The organism is Variovorax sp. KK3 (assembly GCF_001984055.1).
In the GTDB taxonomy this organism is placed as follows: Bacteria; Pseudomonadota; Gammaproteobacteria; order Burkholderiales; family Burkholderiaceae_C; genus Variovorax.
Map to the genome: position 1 here is coordinate 25,909 of NZ_LYVO01000061.1, position 18,314 is coordinate 44,222.

Annotated in this window: 13 protein-coding genes and 2 tRNA genes; all 15 read right to left on the minus strand. The window is 64.9% G+C overall.

What is annotated here, in order from left to right:
• Positions 1–116 precede the first annotated feature (116 nt).
• The 15 genes from B0W80_RS24435 to B0W80_RS24505 all read right to left on the minus strand — a co-directional run bounded on the left by B0W80_RS24435 (position 117) and on the right by B0W80_RS24505 (position 18,298).
• A tRNA-Phe gene (locus tag B0W80_RS24435) sits at positions 117–192 on the minus strand.
• 18 nt (positions 193–210) lie between these two features.
• Entirely contained in the window at positions 211–909 is a 699-nt protein-coding gene (locus B0W80_RS24440; protein WP_077001757.1) for a response regulator, read from the minus strand.
• Positions 910–972: 63 nt separating this feature from the next.
• On the minus strand, positions 973–3,300 hold the full coding sequence (locus B0W80_RS24445) for a PAS domain-containing sensor histidine kinase (protein WP_077001758.1): 2,328 nt from the start codon (positions 3,298–3,300) through the stop codon (positions 973–975).
• Positions 3,297–3,860, minus strand: a complete 564-nt coding sequence (locus B0W80_RS24450) for a DUF4390 domain-containing protein (protein WP_306171871.1) — start codon at positions 3,858–3,860, stop codon at positions 3,297–3,299. The genes B0W80_RS24445 and B0W80_RS24450 overlap by 4 nt, the downstream gene beginning before the upstream one ends.
• Before the next feature lie 46 nt (positions 3,861–3,906).
• A complete protein-coding gene (rsmB, locus tag B0W80_RS24455; RefSeq protein ID WP_077001760.1) occupies positions 3,907–5,283 on the minus strand; it encodes a 16S rRNA (cytosine(967)-C(5))-methyltransferase RsmB in 1,377 nt (458 codons plus the stop codon).
• A gap of 31 nt (positions 5,284–5,314) precedes the next feature.
• Positions 5,315–5,929 carry a lema family protein gene (locus B0W80_RS24460; RefSeq protein ID WP_077001761.1) on the minus strand — a complete coding sequence of 205 codons (615 nt, stop codon included), beginning with the start codon at positions 5,927–5,929 and terminating at the stop codon, positions 5,315–5,317.
• Between the two features lie 80 nt (positions 5,930–6,009).
• Complete coding sequence (rpoC, locus tag B0W80_RS24465; RefSeq protein WP_077001762.1) at positions 6,010–10,248, minus strand: DNA-directed RNA polymerase subunit beta'; 4,239 nt, start codon at positions 10,246–10,248, stop codon at positions 6,010–6,012.
• Positions 10,249–10,264: 16 nt separating this feature from the next.
• A complete protein-coding gene (rpoB, locus tag B0W80_RS24470; protein WP_077001763.1) occupies positions 10,265–14,389 on the minus strand; it encodes a DNA-directed RNA polymerase subunit beta in 4,125 nt (1,374 codons plus the stop codon).
• Between the two features lie 249 nt (positions 14,390–14,638).
• Positions 14,639–15,013 (minus strand): 50S ribosomal protein L7/L12, encoded by a 375-nt coding sequence (gene rplL / locus B0W80_RS24475; RefSeq protein ID WP_077001764.1) that lies wholly within the window; start codon positions 15,011–15,013, stop codon positions 14,639–14,641.
• 42 nt (positions 15,014–15,055) lie between these two features.
• Positions 15,056–15,595 (minus strand): 50S ribosomal protein L10, encoded by a 540-nt coding sequence (gene rplJ / locus B0W80_RS24480; protein WP_077001765.1) that lies wholly within the window; start codon positions 15,593–15,595, stop codon positions 15,056–15,058.
• A gap of 289 nt (positions 15,596–15,884) precedes the next feature.
• A complete protein-coding gene (gene rplA, locus B0W80_RS24485) occupies positions 15,885–16,586 on the minus strand; it encodes a 50S ribosomal protein L1 (protein ID WP_077001766.1) in 702 nt (233 codons plus the stop codon).
• Positions 16,587–17,018 carry a 50S ribosomal protein L11 gene (gene rplK, locus B0W80_RS24490; RefSeq protein ID WP_028252759.1) on the minus strand — a complete coding sequence of 144 codons (432 nt, stop codon included), beginning with the start codon at positions 17,016–17,018 and terminating at the stop codon, positions 16,587–16,589. It lies immediately after the preceding gene.
• 117 nt (positions 17,019–17,135) lie between these two features.
• The gene (gene nusG, locus B0W80_RS24495; RefSeq protein ID WP_077001767.1) at positions 17,136–17,732 is read right to left on the minus strand and encodes a transcription termination/antitermination protein NusG; all 597 of its coding nucleotides are present in this window, start codon (positions 17,730–17,732) and stop codon (positions 17,136–17,138) included.
• Positions 17,732–18,115, minus strand: coding sequence for a preprotein translocase subunit SecE (secE, locus tag B0W80_RS24500; RefSeq protein ID WP_077001768.1), 384 nt, complete (start codon positions 18,113–18,115; stop codon positions 17,732–17,734). Before secE ends, nusG begins: the two co-directional genes overlap by 1 nt.
• Before the next feature lie 107 nt (positions 18,116–18,222).
• Positions 18,223–18,298, minus strand: a tRNA-Trp gene (locus tag B0W80_RS24505).
• Between the last annotated feature and the right edge of the window lie 16 nt (positions 18,299–18,314).

Sequence of the window (18,314 nt, forward strand, 5' to 3'; positions counted from 1 at the left end):
CCGCGCTTCGCCGAAGCTGGCACGCCGAGCATGCCATTGCGCCATGCCTGCCCTGCCCTGCCCTGCGAGCAGAAACAGAAACGCCCCAGAACCGAATGGTGCTGGGGCGTGATGTTTGGTGGCCTGGGGCGGAATCGAACCACCGACACGCGGATTTTCAATCCGCTGCTCTACCAACTGAGCTACCGGGCCTTGGTGTGCAGCCCGCGATTATACAGCGCCTCTTCGGCCTCTCGACAGATCGACGCCAAGTTGCTTGAGCTTTCGATAGAGATGGGTGCGTTCGAGGCCGGTTTTCTCGGCGACTCGTGTCATCGAACCGTTCTCCATGGCGAGGTGAAACTCGAAATACGCCTTCTCGAAGCCGTCGCGCGCATCGCGCAAGGGGCGGTCGAGGTCGAAGCTCTGCATGGCCTGGGGGCCCGTGTCGACGGCCGGGCCTTGTGGGATGGCAGGCACCAGCGCGCTCTCGCCCGATGTGGTGACGACGGTGGCCAGGTTGTTCGACGTCGCGGGCACCACGCTGGCGGCCGCGCGGCGCGCGTTCTCGCGAGCCAGCCCTTGCTCCACCGCCTTGAGCAGCTTCTGCAGCGTGATCGGCTTTTCGAGAAAGGCGAACGCGCCGATGCGAGTGGCGTCGACCGCGGTGTCGATGGTGGCGTGCCCGCTCATCATGATCACCGGCATGCTGAGCAGCCCGGCTGTCGACCACTCTTTGAGCAGCGTGACGCCGTCGGTGTCGGGCATCCAGATGTCGAGCAGCACGAGGTCGGGCCTGGCCCGTTGCCGGGCGGCGCGGGCCTCTGCTGCGTTTTCCGCGAGCTCAACGTTGTGGCCTTCGTCGTTCAGAATTTCGAAGAGCAGGTCCCGAATGCCCAGCTCGTCGTCGACCACGAGGATGTTTGCCATGAATGCTTGGTGTTATGCGCCCGCGAGGGTTCGCTTGCTGACCCGCCGCCCGCATGCAGAAGCTCAGGCGACGGATGACGTCGAATCTTTGGGGTGAGCGAGCGCTCCCTGTGGCGCGCCCGCCGATGCGAATGATAACGAGACTTGTGCGCCGGCCACAGCCCCATCGGTGACGCGGTTGGAAAGTTCGATGCGTGCACCGTGCTCGTCGGCGATTTTCTTGACCACGGCCAGGCCTAGGCCGGTGCCCCTGCTCTTGGTCGTCACATAGGGTTCGAACGCACGCTTGAGGATGTTCTCGGCAAAGCCGGGTCCGTTGTCCTGCACCGTGAGCCGCACGCGCTGGCCCGAATCGCCCAAGCGCGTGCGAATGACGACTTCGCCGCGACGCCCGCTGCCGTGCGCCGCGGCTTCGGCAGCGTCCTGGGCGTTTTGCAACAGGTTGTGAATGACCTGCCGGATCTGCTGCGCATCGGCGCGTATCGGTGGGCATCGCTCGTCGAGTTCGGATTGCAGCGCGATGGGCGCGTTCTCGCCGACATAGAGCTGCAGCACGTCGGCGACCAGCGCGTTGAGGTCCACAGGTTTCAAGTCGGCCGCGGGCAGCCGCGCGTAATCCCGAAACTCGTTGACCAGGCGTTTCATTGCATCGACCTGGTCGACGATGGTCTTGACCGACTTGGCCAAGATCGCACCCTCGGGCGGCGCGACCTTGCCGCTCAGCTTCATCTCGAGGCGCTCGGCCGACAGCTGGATCGGTGTCAGCGGGTTCTTGATCTCGTGCGCCAGCCGCCGCGCCACCTCGCCCCAGGCCTGCGCACGCTGCGCAGAGACGATCTCGGAGATGTCGTCGAACACCAGCAGCCGCGCGCCTTCCGGCAGCTGCGCACCCCGCGCAACGATGTTGACTGCGTCCTGCGACAGCCCTTGTCCGCTGGCATGAAGCTCGAACGCACGCTGCCAGTGGTCGAGCCCATGCTGCAGATGCTCGATATCGAATTCGTCGAACTGCTGGAGCACGGCCTGCCCGAATTCCGCCAGGCCGGGCACCTCTGCCAGGCTCTTGCCCTGGTAGGCGGCCAGCGGTGCGCGCAGCACCCGCGTGGCGCCGGGATTCGTCGAGATGACGATGCCTTGCGCGTCGAGCACCATCACGCCGGACGTCAGGTTGTCGAGGATGGTCTGCAGGTTGGCGCGCGCCGCGTCGAGCTCGCCGAGGGTCTTCTCGACTGCGGCGCGCGCCTCGGCGAGCTGCTGGGTCATGACGGCAAAGGAACGCGTGAGGCCGCCCAACTCGTCCTTGCCCTGCAACACGGCAGTCGGCCGCAAGTCACCGCCGGCCACCTGCCGCACGCCGTCGGCCAGCACGAGCAGTGGCCGCGCGAGCTGGGTGCCGAACAGCACGGCCAGCAGCACCGCGCCGAAGACGGCGAGGAACAAGGTCAGCGTCAGCGTGCCGATGTACATGCGGCGCAAGCCTTCGCGCGCGAGCGCCCTCTCCTGGTATTCGCGGTTGGCCTCCTGCACCGCAAGCGCATTGGCCACCACCGCCGGAGGAAGCGGTTGGGTGACCTGAAGAAAGCGGGGCTCGGTGTTGAAGTCGAAGCCGGGCCGCTGCACCAGCGCCAGCGCGCGCACGCTGGCGGGCGGCGGCAGCGTGCCTGCGGGCATCGGGTTCTCGTCCAGGCCCTCGATGTGGGCGATGACGCGTTCGCTTCTCGCCTGGCGCAACTGCTGCGAGGTGGGCCGCTCCGGATTCAGCTGAAAGCGGGAGGCGCCCGCGCCCGCGATCAGCTGGCCTGTGCCCGTCCACAGCACCACGTCGGTGGCACCGAGCTGGTCCCGGATGCGTTCGAGCACCAGCCCGGCACCCGCATCGGAGACGTCGGCCAGCTGCGTGCTCGCGCCGCGCACCTTGCTCGTCAGGTCGTCTGACAGGGAGTCCAACGTAGCCCGGCCGAGGTTCAGCCCGGCATCGAGCGCACCTTCGACCTTGACGTCGAACCAGCTCTCGATGGAGCGGGCCACGAACTGGTATGACACCACGTAGACCAGCACACCCGGAACCACCCCCACCAGCGCGAAGATGGCAGCCAACTTGATCAGCAGCCGGCTCCCGAACTTGCCCTGACGAAGGCGGCGCAACAGGCGAAACGAGATCCAGCCGATCACCAGCACCAGCACCAACGCGACCACCACGTTGATGCCGAACAAGCGCGCGTAGTTGCGCTCGTACAGCACCCGGTTGTTGGTGGACTGGGCGAGCAGGAACATCAGCACCAGGCCGATGGCGGTGACCAGGAAGGCGCCGACGCCGAGCGTCCAGCGCCGGGCCCGGGCACGGCTGGCCGCCCTGGATGCGTCTTGACCGACGAGAGAGTCCTTGCTCACTTCATCTTCTCCAGCGGCAGGCGTGCGCTGCGTTCGACGGAGATGTTCCAGTCGGCCTGCCCGGCTACCCCGATCTGGAATGGCCTCGGCAGCTGCGAGGTGTCCAGCCGGAATCGAAAGCTCACCGGATGAAGCCCGTCGTCGCCGATCTCGGACACGTCTCCGAGCCGCAAGCGGGCTACGCGACGCACGCCGTCGAGCGCCTCCGCAAGGGTATCGAAGTTCTGGTTCAACGACACGCCGAAGCCCGAGTTGCTGATCGGCACCGGCGACACGTTGAGCCGCCAGCGGCGCGTGAGCGGCTGGTAGGCCAGGCGAATGTGGCGCGCGGCCTGTGCCACCCGCTGATCGGTCCAGTACCAGCGCTCGCGAAAGAGCTCGGCCTCGGCGACGAAGTAGATCGCGATGCCCTTGTCGAGCACTTCTTCGACAAGGTTGGGCAGGTCGAATTGAACCTGGGCGTTGAGGTACACGCCGTCGTCCGCCTGTTCCAGGCGCAGCTGGCTGATCGATGCGCTTTTCGTTTGCGCACCGGCCGGCGCCGGCCAGCCGGCCAGCAAGCAGCTCAGCAGGAGCGCGACGACGAGCCAGGCAGCGGCGCGCAGTTCAACGGGTCGGTTGCTTTTCGAGCAGGGCGTAGAAGAAGCCGTCGTAATCACCCAAGGCATTGTCCTGGACGCCATGGGCAATCCCCCCGCTTTGCGGCAGCAAATGGCCCGGCGAGGGCAGCAAAGCGGCGTCGGTGTTGTGTGCAAGGAACGCATCGATCTGGTGCACACCCTCTTCCCGGAAAACCGAACAAGTGCAGTAGAGAAGGCGCCCACCCGAGCGGACCAGCGGCCACAGCGCCGAGAGCAGCATCGCTTGTTGAAGTGCCAGTTGCTCCGTGTCGCTCTCGCGGCGCAGCCAGCGAACGTCGGGGTGCCGCCGGACGATGCCGGAGGCGGTGCAGGGTGCATCGAGCAGGATCGCGTCGAAGGGCTGGCCGTCCCACCAGGTGCCCGGGCGGCCGGCGTCGGCCACGACGACCCTGGCGCTCAGGCCGAGCCGGGCCAGGGTCTGATCGATTCGACGGCTGCGCCCGGCGTCGACCTCGAGCGCAGTCAGCTCGATCGCTTCGGCTCCCGCCAGCTCCAGCAAGTGCGCGGTCTTGCCGCCCGGCGCCGCGCAGGCATCGAGCACTCGCAGGGGTTCCGTGCGAGAGGCCAGGCCTAGGAGGCCATCGAGCAGAAGCGGCGCTGCCAGTTGGGCGGCCGCATCCTGCACGGAGCAGGCACCCTCGGCGAAGCCCGGCAGTTCCTGGATCGGCTTGGCGCGCTGCAACTGCAATCCGGTCGAAGCGACAGGCGTTGCCTTCACCCCCACCGCCGCGAGGGCCGCCTGGTAGGCCGGCCGATCGCCCCAGCCTCGATTGACGCGGAGTGTCATCGGCGCGTGCGTGTTGTCGGCCGCCAGAATGCGCTGCCAATCGCGTGGATGGTCGCGCTTGAGACGCTCGATCCACCAGCGCGGGTGGTTCCACTGCGCGACCGGTTCGCGATCGGTCGCGGCCACCAGTTCGTCGCGCTCGCGCAGAAAGCGGCGCAGGCAGGCATTGACGAAGCTGGCCTGCGCGCGCGTGCCAGGATTTCGCTTGGCGGCTTCGACGGTTTGGTCGACCAGCGTGAAGGGCTCGTAGGGCGCGATCTCGGGATCCCAGGCCAGCGCCAAAGCGGTGCACAAGAGCGCATCGGCAACGGGCGGCGGAGTGCGCTTGGCCAGTTGTCGGCGCAGGGCCTCGGCACGCCCGAGCCAGCGCAGCACCTGGAAGCCGAGCGCTTGCACGCCCGGCCGAAGCTCGGATGGAACGGCCTCGAAGGCCACGGTGCCGGACGTGCCGCTGCGAATCGCGGCCAGCGCGACGGCGGTGAGCTGCAGCTGGCGCCACAGGGGCGGCCCGAAAGGCTGCGGCGAAGCGTCGGGGGAATCGGGAGAGTCTGACAAAACTTGGGGTCGATAAGAAAAAGGTCCGGTGTCAGCGCAAAGGCGCCGCCGGTCTCAACTGCATGATCCACGCCACCAGCAGCGCGGGGAACTGAGCGGTCGCGGCGTTGTACTGGTCCACCGCCTGATTGAACTGACTGCGTGCGATCTCGGCCGCGGCCGAGGGCTCGGGCCAGGCGAGCGGCACGGCCGTGCCCGGCGCGGCGGCGGCGAGCGCTTCTTCGCGGCCGCCCAGTGGCGCCGGCCGCGACAGGGTGCCGTCGGCTTCGAAGCTCACCACCGCGTCGGGATACAGCCGCTGCCAGGCGCCGAGCATCACGTGCAGCGCCGTCGACAGCGCGGCGATGCCGGCCGGATCGAGCGGCTTGAGACGCGTGGCCGCCAGCAGCGTGACCAGTTGGCCGGCCGATGCCTGCAGCGAGGCGTGCGCCGGTGGATCGCCGGCCAAGGGCTGCTGCGCAGCGGGCGCCTCGGCCAGCCGCGACTGCACGAAGTCGAGCTGCCGAACCAGCGCGGCATCGAGTGCCGCATAAGCTTGCAGCGCGCTCGATCGCAGCCGAACGATGCGGTTGTAGGCGCCGACGAACCAGAACAGGAGCACCGCTCCGACGATCCACCACGGCCACGAATCGGGAACGAAGCTCATCGGGCCATGCAGAAAAAAGCCCCCGATCCGCGGGCGGAAAGGGGGCTTGGTCGACCGGTCATGCCGGCGATGCTAGCCGTTTATTCGGTCGCGGCGCCTTCGCTGGCATCGGCCGTGCTCGCATCTTCGGTTGACGAAGAGGTGTTGCCGGCAAGCTCGGCAGCCTCCGCCTCGGCGATCGCGCGGCGCTCGGCCTCGTCCATGGCGTCCTTCGCCTTGCGTGCCAGGTGGTAAGCCATGCCGGTGCCTGCGGGAATCAGGCGACCGACGATGACGTTTTCCTTCAGGCCGCGCAGTTCGTCGCGCTTGCCCATGATCGCGGCTTCGGTCAGCACGCGCGTCGTTTCCTGGAAGGACGCGGCACTGATGAAGCTGTCGGTCGAGAGCGAAGCCTTCGTGATACCCAGCAGCAGGTTGGTGTACGTGGCGGGAAGCTTGTCCGCGGCGCGCAGGGCGTCGTTGGTGTTCAGGATCTCGCTGCGCTCGACCTGTTCACCGGCGATGTAGTTCGCGTCGCCAGGGTTCTCGACCACGACGCGGCGCAGCATCTGGCGAACGATCACCTCGATGTGCTTGTCGTTGATCTTCACACCCTGCAGGCGGTACACGTCCTGCACCTCGTCCACGATGTAGCGTGCCAGTTCCTCGGAGCCCAGCAGGCGCAGGATGTCCTGCGGATCGGCCGGACCGTCGACGATCGACTCGCCCTTGTTCACCACCTGGCCTTCGTGCACCAGGATGTTCTTCTCCTTCGGCACGAGTTCTTCCCAGACCTTGCCGTCCGGATCGGTGATCTGCAGCCGCACCTTGCCCTTGGTTTCCTTGCCGAAGGACACGGTGCCGGTCATCTCTGCCAGCATGCCCTTGTCCTTGGGGGAACGGGCTTCGAAGAGCTCGGCCACGCGCGGCAGACCGCCGGTGATGTCGCGGGTCTTCTGCCCTTCGACCGGGATGCGCGCCAGCACTTCGCCGGGGCCGACGTCCTGGCCGTCACGCACCTGCACCAGCGCGCCGACCGGGAAGCCGATCGTCACCGAGTGGTCGGTGCCGGGGATCTTGACCTCGCTGCCGGCAGCGTCGATCAGCTTCACCTGCGGACGCACGACCTTGGCCGCCCCGCGGCGCTTCGGATCGATGACCACCAGGGTGGACAAGCCGGTGACTTCGTCGACCTGCTTCGCGACCGTGAGGCCTTCCTCGACGTTCTCGAACTTGGTACGTCCGGCGAACTCCGTGATGATCGGGCGCGTCAGCGGATCCCAGTTGGCCAGCACGTGGCCCGCCTTGATCTGCTGGTCTGCCTTGACCGCCAGGGTGGCACCGTAAGGCACCTTGTGGCGCTCGCGCTCACGGCCGTGTTCGTCGTGGATGACGATCTCGCCCGAACGCGCGATCACGACCAGTTCGCCCTTGCTGTTGGTCACATAGCGCATCGTGGCGTTGAAGCCGATCACGCCGTTGGACTTGGCCTCGACGCTCGACGCCACCGCCGCACGCGATGCGGCACCGCCGATGTGGAAGGTCCGCATCGTCAGCTGCGTCCCGGGCTCGCCGATCGACTGCGCCGCGATCACGCCGACCGCTTCGCCGTTGTTGACCAGGCCGCCGCGGCCAAGGTCGCGGCCGTAGCACTTGGCGCACAGGCCGAAGCGCGTCGAGCAGGTGAGCGCGGTGCGCACCTTGACCTCGTCCACGCCCTCGGTTTCGAGCATCTCGATGAGGTCTTCGTCGAGCATGTCGCCGGCCTTGGCCACGACGGCGCGCGTCTCTGGGTGCAGCACGTCCTCGGCCGCGGTACGGCCCAGGATACGGTCGCGCAGCGACTCGATCACTTCACCGCCTTCGACGATGGCGCGCATCACGGTGCCGTCCATCGTGCCGCAGTCCTGCTCGATCACGACCAGATCCTGCGTCACGTCGACCAGGCGGCGCGTCAGGTAGCCGGAGTTCGCAGTCTTCAGCGCCGTGTCGGCCAGACCCTTTCGGGCACCGTGGGTGGAGATGAAGTACTCCAGCACGTTCAGGCCTTCGCGGAAGTTCGCGGTGATGGGCGTTTCGATGATCGAGCCGTCCGGCTTGGCCATCAGGCCCCGCATGCCGGCCACCTGCCGGATCTGCGCAGCAGAACCGCGGGCACCCGAGTCGGCCATCATGTAGATGGAGTTGAAGGACTCCTGATCCACTTCTTTGCCGTTGCGGTCGGTGACCTTTTCCTTCGACAGCTTGGACATCATGACCTTCGACACTTCGTCGCCGGCCTTGCCCCAGATGTCGACCACCTTGTTGTAGCGCTCGCCGGCCGTGACCAGGCCCGAGACGTACTGCTGCTCGATCTCCTTCACTTCCTTGGCGGAGCGATCGATGATGCCGTGCTTCTCGGACGGCACCAGCATGTCGTCGATGGCGATCGAGATGCCGGCCTTGGTCGCGAGGCGGAAGCCGTTCTGCAGCAGCTTGTCGGCGAAGACCACGGTCTCCTTCAGACCGCACTTGCGGAAGGAGACGTTGATCAGGCGCGAGATTTCCTTCTTCTTCAGCGCCTTGTTGATGTTCGCGAAAGGCAGGCCCTTGGGCAGGATCTCCGACAGCAGCGCGCGGCCGACGGTGGTGTCGACCAGCGTGGTGCTGGGGGTGAACTCGCCCGATTCCTTGTCCTTGGCGTACTCGGTGATGCGCACGCTCACCTTGGCGGTGAGTTCGACCACGTTGGCGTCGAGCGCGCGCTGCACTTCACCGATGTCGGAGAAGACCAGGCCCTCGCCCCTGCCGTTGATGCGCTCGCGCGTCGTGTAGTACAGGCCCAGCACCACGTCCTGCGAAGGCACGATGGAGGGCTCGCCGCTCGCCGGGAACAGCACGTTGTTGGAGGCCAGCATCAGCGTGCGGGCTTCCATCTGCGCTTCGACCGACAGCGGCACGTGGACGGCCATCTGGTCGCCGTCGAAGTCGGCGTTGAAGGCGGCGCAGACCAGCGGGTGAAGCTGGATCGCCTTGCCTTCGATCAGGATCGGCTCGAAGGCCTGGATGCCGAGGCGGTGCAGCGTCGGTGCGCGGTTCAGCATCACCGGGTGCTCCTTGATCACCTCTTCCAGGATGTCCCACACCACCGGCGTGCCGGATTCGACTTCCTTCTTCGCGGCCTTGATCGTGGTCGCGATGCCCATGGCTTCGAGGCGCGAGAAGATGAAGGGCTTGAAGAGCTCCAGCGCCATCAGCTTCGGCAGGCCGCACTGGTGCAGCTTGAGCGTCGGGCCCACAACGATGACCGAACGGCCCGAGTAGTCGACGCGCTTGCCCAGCAGGTTCTGGCGGAAGCGGCCGCTCTTGCCTTTGATCATGTCGGCCAGCGACTTGAGCGCGCGCTTGTTGGCGCCCGTCATGGCCTTGCCACGGCGGCCGTTGTCGAGCAGCGAGTCGACGGCTTCCTGCAGCATGCGCTTCTCGTTGCGCGCGATGATTTCGGGCGCCTTGAGTTCGAGCAGGCGGCGCAGGCGGCTGTTGCGGTTGATGACGCGGCGGTACAGGTCGTTCAGGTCGGAGGTCGCGAAGCGGCCGCCGTCCAGCGGCACCAGCGGACGCAGGTCCGGCGGCAGCACGGGCAGCACGTCGAGCACCATCCACTCGGGCTTGATGCCCGACTTGCGGAAGGCTTCGAGCACCTTGAGGCGCTTCGAGTTCTTCTTGACCTTGACTTCGGAGCCGGTCAGGTCGCCGCGAAGCTTCTCGATCTCGCTGTCGAGCTCGATGCCCATCAGCAGGTCCTTGATGCCTTCGGCGCCCATCTTGGCGACGAACTCGTCACCGTATTCCTTGCGCTTCGCGTCGTAGTCGTCCTCGGACATGATGCCGAACTTCTTCAGCGGGGTCATGCCAGGGTCGGTGATCACGTAGGCTTCGAAGTACAGCACGCGTTCGATGTCGCGCAGCGTCATGTCGAGCACCAGGCCCAGACGCGACGGCAGCGACTTCAGGAACCAGATGTGAGCGCAGGGCGCGGCCAGGTCGATGTGACCCATGCGCTCGCGGCGAACCTTGGTCTGCGTGACTTCGACACCGCACTTCTCGCAGATGACACCACGGTGCTTCAGGCGTTTGTACTTGCCGCACAGGCACTCGTAGTCCTTGATCGGGCCGAAGATCTTGGCGCAGAACAGGCCGTCGCGCTCGGGCTTGAAGGTCCGGTAGTTGATGGTCTCGGGCTTCTTCACCTCGCCGAAAGACCACGAACGGATCTTCTCGGGCGAAGCCATGCCGATGCGGATGGCATCGAAATGCTCGTCCGGCGTGAATTGCTTGAACAGGTCGAGTAGCGATTTCATTGACTCTTTCCCCTTATTACGAGCGTTCAAGTTCAATGTCGAGGCCCAAGGAACGAATTTCCTTGACCAGCACATTGAACGATTCCGGCATGCCGGCTTCGATCGAGTGTTCGCCCTTGACGATGCTTTCGTACACCTTGGTACGGCCTTGAACGTCGTCGGACTTCACGGTCAGCATTTCCTGCAGGACGTAGGAAGCGCCGTAGGCTTCGAGCGCCCACACTTCCATTTCCCCGAAACGCTGGCCGCCGAATTGCGCCTTGCCGCCCAGCGGCTGCTGCGTGACCAGGCTGTACGGACCGGTCGAGCGCGCGTGCATCTTGTCGTCGACCAGATGGTGCAGCTTCAGCACGTGCATGTAGCCCACGGTGACCGGGCGCTCGAACTGGTCGCCCGTGCGGCCGTCGTACAGGTAGGCCTGCGTGCGCGTCGCGGTCAGGCCCTTCGCCTTGGCGATCTCGTCGGGGTAGGCCAGGTGCAGCATGCCGCGGATCTCCTCTTCCGAGGCACCGTCGAACACGGGCGTCGCGAAGGGCACGCCCGTCGCCAGGTTGCCTGCCATCTCGAGCACGTCGGCGTCGCTGAGCTTGGCGAGCTCTTCCTTGCGGCCGGAGCCGTTGTAGAGCTTGTCCATGAACTCGCGCAGCTCGGCCACCTTGGCTTCGGCCTGCAGCATGTCGCCGATGCGCTGGCCCACGCCCTTGCCGGCCCAGCCCAAATGCACTTCGAGCACCTGCCCGACGTTCATCCGCGAGGGCACGCCCAGCGGGTTCAGGCAGATGTCGCACGGCGTGCCGTCGGCCATGTGTGGCATGTCCTCGACCGGAACGATCTTGGAGACCACACCCTTGTTGCCGTGGCGGCCGGCCATCTTGTCGCCGGGCTGAAGACGGCGCTTGACGGCCAGGTAGACCTTGACCATCTTGAGCACGCCCGCAGGCAGCTCATCGCCTTGCGTGAGCTTCTTGCGCTTTTCCTCGAAGGCCAGGTCGAAGCTGTGGCGCGTCTGCTCGAGCGAGTTCTTGATCGACTCGAGTTGCGACGCCACTTCTTCTTCCGCCGGGCGGATGTCGAACCAGTGGAACTTCTCGATCGACGACAGATACGCCTTGTCGAGCTTGGTGCCCTTGGCCAGCTTGTTCGGGCCGCCGTTGGCGGCCTTGCCGGTCAACAGCTTCTCGATCCGGTCGAAAGCGTCGGCTTCGACGATGCGCAACTGGTCGTTCAGGTCGAGGCGGAAGCGCTTCAGCTCGTCGTCGATGATCTGCTGGGCGCGCTTGTCGCGCTGGATGCCTTCGCGGGTGAACACCTGCACGTCGATGACCGTGCCCTGCGAGCCCTGGTCGACGCGCAGCGAGGTGTCCTTCACGTCCGAAGCCTTCTCGCCGAAGATGGCGCGCAGCAGCTTCTCTTCAGGCGTCAGCGTGGTCTCGCCCTTCGGCGTGACCTTGCCCACCAGCGTGTCGCCGGGCTGCACTTCGGCGCCGACGTAGATGATCCCGGATTCGTCCAGGCGGTTGAGCTGCTGCTCGGCCAGGTTCGGGATGTCGCGGGTGATTTCCTCGGCACCGAGCTTGGTGTCGCGCGCCATCACCACCAGTTCCTCGATGTGGATCGAGGTGTAGCGATCTTCGGCGACCACGCGTTCGCTGATGAGGATCGAGTCCTCGAAGTTGTAGCCGTTCCAGGGCATGAAGGCGACCAGCATGTTCTGGCCGAGCGCGAGCTCGCCCAGGTCGGTCGATGCGCCGTCGGCGATCACGTCGCCCTTGGCGATCTTGTCGCCGCGCTTGACGATCGGCCGCTGGTGGATGTTCGTGTTCTGGTTCGAACGCTGGTACTTGATCAGGTTGTAGATGTCCACACCGACTTCTCCGGCTGCCGCTTCGGCGTCGTTCACGCGCACCACGATGCGGGTGGCGTCGACATAGTCGACCACGCCGCCGCGGCTGGCCGTGACGACCGTGCCCGAGTCGACCGCCGAGACGCGCTCGATGCCGGTACCGACGAAAGCCTTTTCGGGGCGCAGCACCGGCACGGCCTGGCGCTGCATGTTGGCGCCCATCAGTGCGCGGTTCGCATCGTCGTGCTCCAGGAAAGGCACCAGCGAGGCGGCCACCGACACGATCTGCGCCGGCGACACGTCCATGTACTGCACGCGCTCGGCGGACACCAGGATCGATTCGCCGGTTTCGCGGGCCGACACCAGGTCGCCGGTCAGGCGGCCGTCCTTGTCGAGCGCGGCATTGGCCTGCGCAATGACGTACTTGCCTTCTTCGATGGCCGACAGGTAGTCGATGTCCATCGTGACCTTGCTGTCGACCACACGACGGTACGGCGTCTCGATGAAGCCGTATTCGTTGAGGCGCGCGTACAGGGCCAGCGAGTTGATCAGGCCGATGTTCGGGCCTTCGGGCGTTTCGATCGGGCACACGCGGCCGTAGTGGGTGACGTGCACGTCGCGCACTTCGAAGCCGGCACGCTCGCGCGTCAAACCGCCCGGGCCGAGGGCCGAGACGCGGCGCTTGTGCGTGATCTCGGACAGCGGATTCGTCTGGTCCATGAACTGCGACAGCTGCGAGGCGCCGAAGAATTCCTTCAGGGCGGCCGAGATCGGCTTGCTGTTGATCAGGTCGTGCGGCATCAGCGGCTCTTGCTCGGCCTGGCCCAGACGCTCCTTCACGGCCTTTTCGATGCGGGCGAGGCCGGTGCGGTACTGGTTCTCGGCCAGTTCACCGACGCAGCGCACACGGCGGTTGCCAAGGTGGTCGATGTCGTCCACTTCGCCGCGGCCATTGCGCAGGTCCACCAGGATCTTCACGACCGCCAGGATGTCCTCGTTCGTCAGCACCATGGGGCCGGTCGATTCGTCGCGGCCGACCTTGGCGTTGAACTTCATGCGGCCGACGCGCGACAGATCGTAGGTGTCGGGGTTGTAGAACAGGCGCTGGAACAGGGCCTGCACGGCGTCTTCCGTCGGCGGCTCGCCGGGGCGCATCATGCGGTAGATGGCCACGCGAGCGGCGAACTCATCAACGGTTTCGTCGATGCGCAGCGTCTGGGAGATGTACGCGCCCTGGTCCAGCTCGTTGGTATAGATGCACTGGATCTCCTGCACGCCGGCAGCGCGCAGCTTCTTCAGCAGTGCCTCGGTCAGCTCGTCGTTGGCCTTGGCCAGGATTTCGCCGGAGTCCGGATCGACGATGTTGCGGGCCAGCACCCGGCCGACCAGGAAGTCTTCCGGCACGCTGATGTGCGTGGTTTCCGTCTGTTCCAGCTCGCGCGTGTGGCGCGCGGTGACGCGCTTGTCCTTGGCAACCACGACCTTGCCCGACTTGTCGGTGATGTCGAAACGCGCGACTTCGCCGCGCAGGCGCTCGGAGACGAACTCCATCTGCGCGCCGCTGTCCATCAGGCGGAAGTTGTCGTTGACGAAGAAGTTCGCGAGGATCGATTCCGGATTCAGGCCGATGGCCTTCAGCAGAATGGTCACCGGCATCTTGCGCCGGCGGTCGACGCGGAAGTACAGCATGTCCTTCGGGTCGAACTCGAAGTCCAGCCACGAGCCGCGGTAGGGAATCACGCGGGCCGAGAACAGCAGCTTGCCCGAGCTGTGCGTCTTGCCCTTGTCATGCTCGAAGAACACGCCCGGCGAACGGTGCAGCTGCGACACGATCACCCGTTCCGTGCCGTTGATGATGAACGAGCCCTTGTCGGTCATGAGCGGCACTTCGCCCATGTAGACCTCTTGCTCCTTCACTTCCTTGACCACCTTCGATTGCGGGGTCGACGACTCGCGGTCGTAGATGATCAGCTGCACCTTGGCACGCACGGCCGAGGCGTAAGTCAGCCCGCGGGTCTGGCACTCGCGCACGTCGAAGGCCGGCTTCGCCAGGTTGTATTCGAGGAACTTCATTTCCACGAAGCCGTTGTGCGACACGATCGGGAAGGCGGCGTCGAACGCGGCCTGCAGACCTTCCACGGTGCGTCTCTGGGGCGGGATACCTGCTTGCAGGAACGCGGTGTAAGCGTCCTTCTGCATCTGCAGCAGGTAGGGAATTTCTACGACGCTTTCGCGGTTACCGAAATTCTTTCGGATGCGCTTGCGTTCGGTGTAACTGTACGTGGACGTTTGGGCCATGAGAGCTCCGGGCTTTGAGATCTTCAGCGACTTGTCAGCAGCGCTCGCGCGCTCCTTCTTGGCGGCTGGCCACTACCAGCCGTTGGCGGACGGCGATGCGTTGCACATCGCCCGAACCAAGGGGTCTTCTGCAGTCGGGGTCAGAAGACACTCAAAAACTGCCGAGGAACAGCGGTTTTTGGGTGCGCTCTGAAAGCGGCAAAGGCTGGAGGGCCTTTCGGCACACTCCAGCCCTGCGGGAGAACCGAATTACTTCAGTTCTGCCTTGGCGCCAGCGTCGAGCAGCTTCTTCAGCATGGCTTCGGCGTCGGCCTTGGCAACGCCTTCCTTCACGGCCTTGGGAGCGGCTTCCACCAGGTCCTTGGCTTCCTTGAGGCCCAGGCCGGTGATTTCGCGCACGGCCTTGATCGCGGAGACCTTGTTCGCGCCGGCGTCGGTCAGGACGACGTTGAACTCGGTCTTTTCTTCGACCACTGCAGCGGCAGCACCACCGCCGGCAGCCGGGGCCGACATGGCCGCAGCGCTCACGCCGAACTTCTCTTCGATGGCTTTCACCAGGTCGTTGAGCTCGAGGACCGTCATGCTGTCGAGGGCGGTCAGAAATGCGTCTTTATCGAATGCCATTTTGGTTTCCTAACAATTGGGTTGAAATCTTCAAAAGCAAGCTCAGGCTGCTGCCGGGGCTTCGGCCACAGGCTCTGCCTCGGCCGGGGCTTCGCCGCCACCACGCTTCTCCGCCAGCGCGGCCAGAACACGGGCCGTGCGGGAGATGGGGGACTGCATCAAGCCCAGCAGTTGCGCCAGCAGCACTTCCTTGGAAGGGATGTTGGCCAGTTGCTTCACGCCTTCGACGTCCAGGGCCTTGCCACCGAATGCACCGCCGCGAATGACCAACTTGTCGTTGGTCTTCGCGAAATCGGCCACCACTTTCGCGGCGGCCACGGCGTCTTCGGAGAAGCCATAGATCAGCGGGCCGGTCATCTGGTCACCGACGACTTCGAATGCGCTTCCTGCGACAGCGCGGCGTGCCAGGGTGTTCTTGAGAACACTCAGGGTCACGCCTTTGCTGCGCGCATCGCTGCGCAGACGGGTCATGTCGGCAACCGTGATGCCACGGTATTCCGCCATCACGAGCGTTTGAGCTTTTGCGGCGAGGCTGGTCACGTCACTGATGACCGCTTCTTTCTCACTGCGATTCAGACTCAAGGTCTACTCCTTTAATGCATCCTTCGGCCGAGACCTCCGGATGCGCTACATGCAGCGACCAACTGTTTCGGAACGGATTCCTTGCAGCGGGATCGCCATCTGCGCTGGCTGCCTCGCGATGGAAGAGGCGAATTAAGTGCAGGCCCTCCTGCACGCCAGCGGTCTTGGATGGCCCGACCGGGTGTTTGCACCCCCGGCCGACCCACCACACCACCCCGCCAACCTTAGAACGGTCAGCGGGGCAATTTCGGCGGGGCCTCGCTCCGGCAAGGCCCCGTCTTCAACTTCTTCAGCTCTGGGCCGAGATGGTCTGCATGTCCACGCGGACACCCACACCCATCGTCGACGACACGGCCACCTTGCGCAGGTACACGCCCTTGCTCGAAGCCGGCTTGGCCTTGACCAGCGCTTCGATCAGAGCCGAGAGGTTGCCCTGCAACTTTTCGGTGTCGAAGGAACGGCGGCCGATCGTGCCGTGGATGATCCCGGCCTTGTCGACACGGAATTGCACTTGGCCGGCCTTCGCGTTCTTCACTGCGGTGGCAACGTCGGGCGTGACGGTACCAACCTTGGGGTTCGGCATCAGGCCGCGCGGGCCGAGGATCTGGCCCAGGGCACCGACCACACGCATCGCATCCGGCGCGGCGATCACCACGTCGAAAGGCATGTCGCCCGCTTTCACCTGGGCGGCCAGGTCGTCCATGCCGACGATGTCGGCGCCAGCGGCCTTGGCTTCTTCCGCCTTGGCGCCCTGCGCGAACACGGCCACGCGCTTGGTCTTGCCGGTGCCGTTGGGCATCACGACGGCGCCACGCACCACCTGGTCGGACTTCTTGGCGTCGATGCCGAGTTGCACGGCAACGTCGATCGACTCATCGAACTTCGCAGTGGCGGCGTCCTTGACGATACCGATGGCCTCGGTCAGGGAATACAGCTTGGTGCTGTCGACCTTGCCGGACGCCGCTTTTTGCTTTTTCGTGATCTTGGCCATTTACACACCCTCCACATTCACGCCCATCGAGCGGGCAGAGCCCGCAATGGTGCGAACCGCAGCGTCCAGATCGGCCGCCGTCAGGTCCTTCATCTTGGTCTTGGCGATCTCTTCGAGCTGTGCGCGCGTGATCTTGCCGACCTTGTCGGTATGCGGACGTGCGGAGCCCTTCTCGAGCTTGATCGCCTTCTTGATCAGCGTGATCGCCGGCGGCGTCTTGATGATGAAGGTGAAGCTCTTGTCGGCGAACGCGGTGATGACCACCGGCAGCGGCAGACCGGGCTCGACGCCCTGGGTCTGCGCGTTGAACGCCTTGCAGAATTCCATGATGTTCAAACCGCGTTGGCCCAGTGCGGGGCCGATCGGCGGCGACGGATTGGCTTTACCAGCTGGCACTTGCAGCTTGATGAAGCCGACGATTTTTTTCGCCATGCTTTTCTCCTTGCGGGTATTAACGCCTTGGCCTGTTCAGCCGCAGCTCCCCGGGGTTGACGACTCTCGAAACTGGAACCGGTGCCGAGTCGGGAAGCACCAGATCCTTCAAATCACTCAGGTCTTCTCGACCTGGCCGAACTCGAGTTCGACGGGTGTCGCCCGGCCGAAGATCATGACCGACACGCGGACCTTGCTCTTCTCGTAGTTGACTTCTTCGACCGAACCATTGAAGTCTGTGAACGGGCCTTCCTTGACGCGCACGAACTCGCCTACGGTGAATTCGACCTTGTGGCGCGGCTTTTCCGTGCCCTGCTGCATCTGGCTGACGATGTCCTCGACTTCCTTCTGCGAAATCGGGGCCGGACGATTCTTGGCGCCACCGACGAAGCCCGTCACCTTGTTGGTGTGCTTCACCAGATGCCAGGTGTCGTCTTCCATGATCATCTCGACCAGCACATAGCCCGGGAAAAAGCGTCGCTCGGTGGTGCGCTTCTGACCGTTGCGCACCTCGACCACCTCTTCCGTCGGCACGAGGATGCGGCCGAATTTGCCCTGCATGCCGGCGCGATTGATGCGCTCGGTGATATTGCGCTCCACCGCCTTCTCCATGCCCGAGTAGGCGTGGACCACGTACCAGCGGAAATCCGGGTTGGCGGGGGGCGCCAGCACCGAGCCGTCTTCCGGCTTCAACTCGACAGCGTCGTCAGTCATTATTTTCTCCAGCCCAGGATGAGGTCGAAGAAGACCCATTCGAGCGTTTTGTCGGTGAGCCACAGAAAGATGGACATGACGACGACGAAGGCAAACACATAGGCCGTCATCTGGATGGCCTCTTTGCGCGTCGGCCACACAACCTTCTTGACCTCGCGCCACGAATCGCGACCGAAAGCCCAGAGCTGCCGGCCATTCTCGGAACTGGCGAACGTCGCCACGGCGGCCGCCAGGCCGACCAGCAAAACGGCCCATTGCACGATCGCGCCCTGGCGCGACAGCAGGTAGTAAGCCACGATGGCACCCACCGCCAGCAAGACGGCCGCAGCCATCTTCGCCTTGTCGGCGCTGGTGCTCACGGTTTCGATTTGAGAAGTGGCCATCTTGGGCAAATATTCCTGCGGCCTCTCGGCCTCTTCAATTTACGGCGCCTTCCTAGACGCCGAAGCCCGTCAGGTCATGACGGGCTTTTTTCGGAGCCACCATCAGGTGGCAGGGGCAGTAGGAATCGAACCTACAACCTTCGGTTTTGGAGACCGACGCTCTGCCAATTGAGCTATACCCCTGTGGATCGCTTTAGAC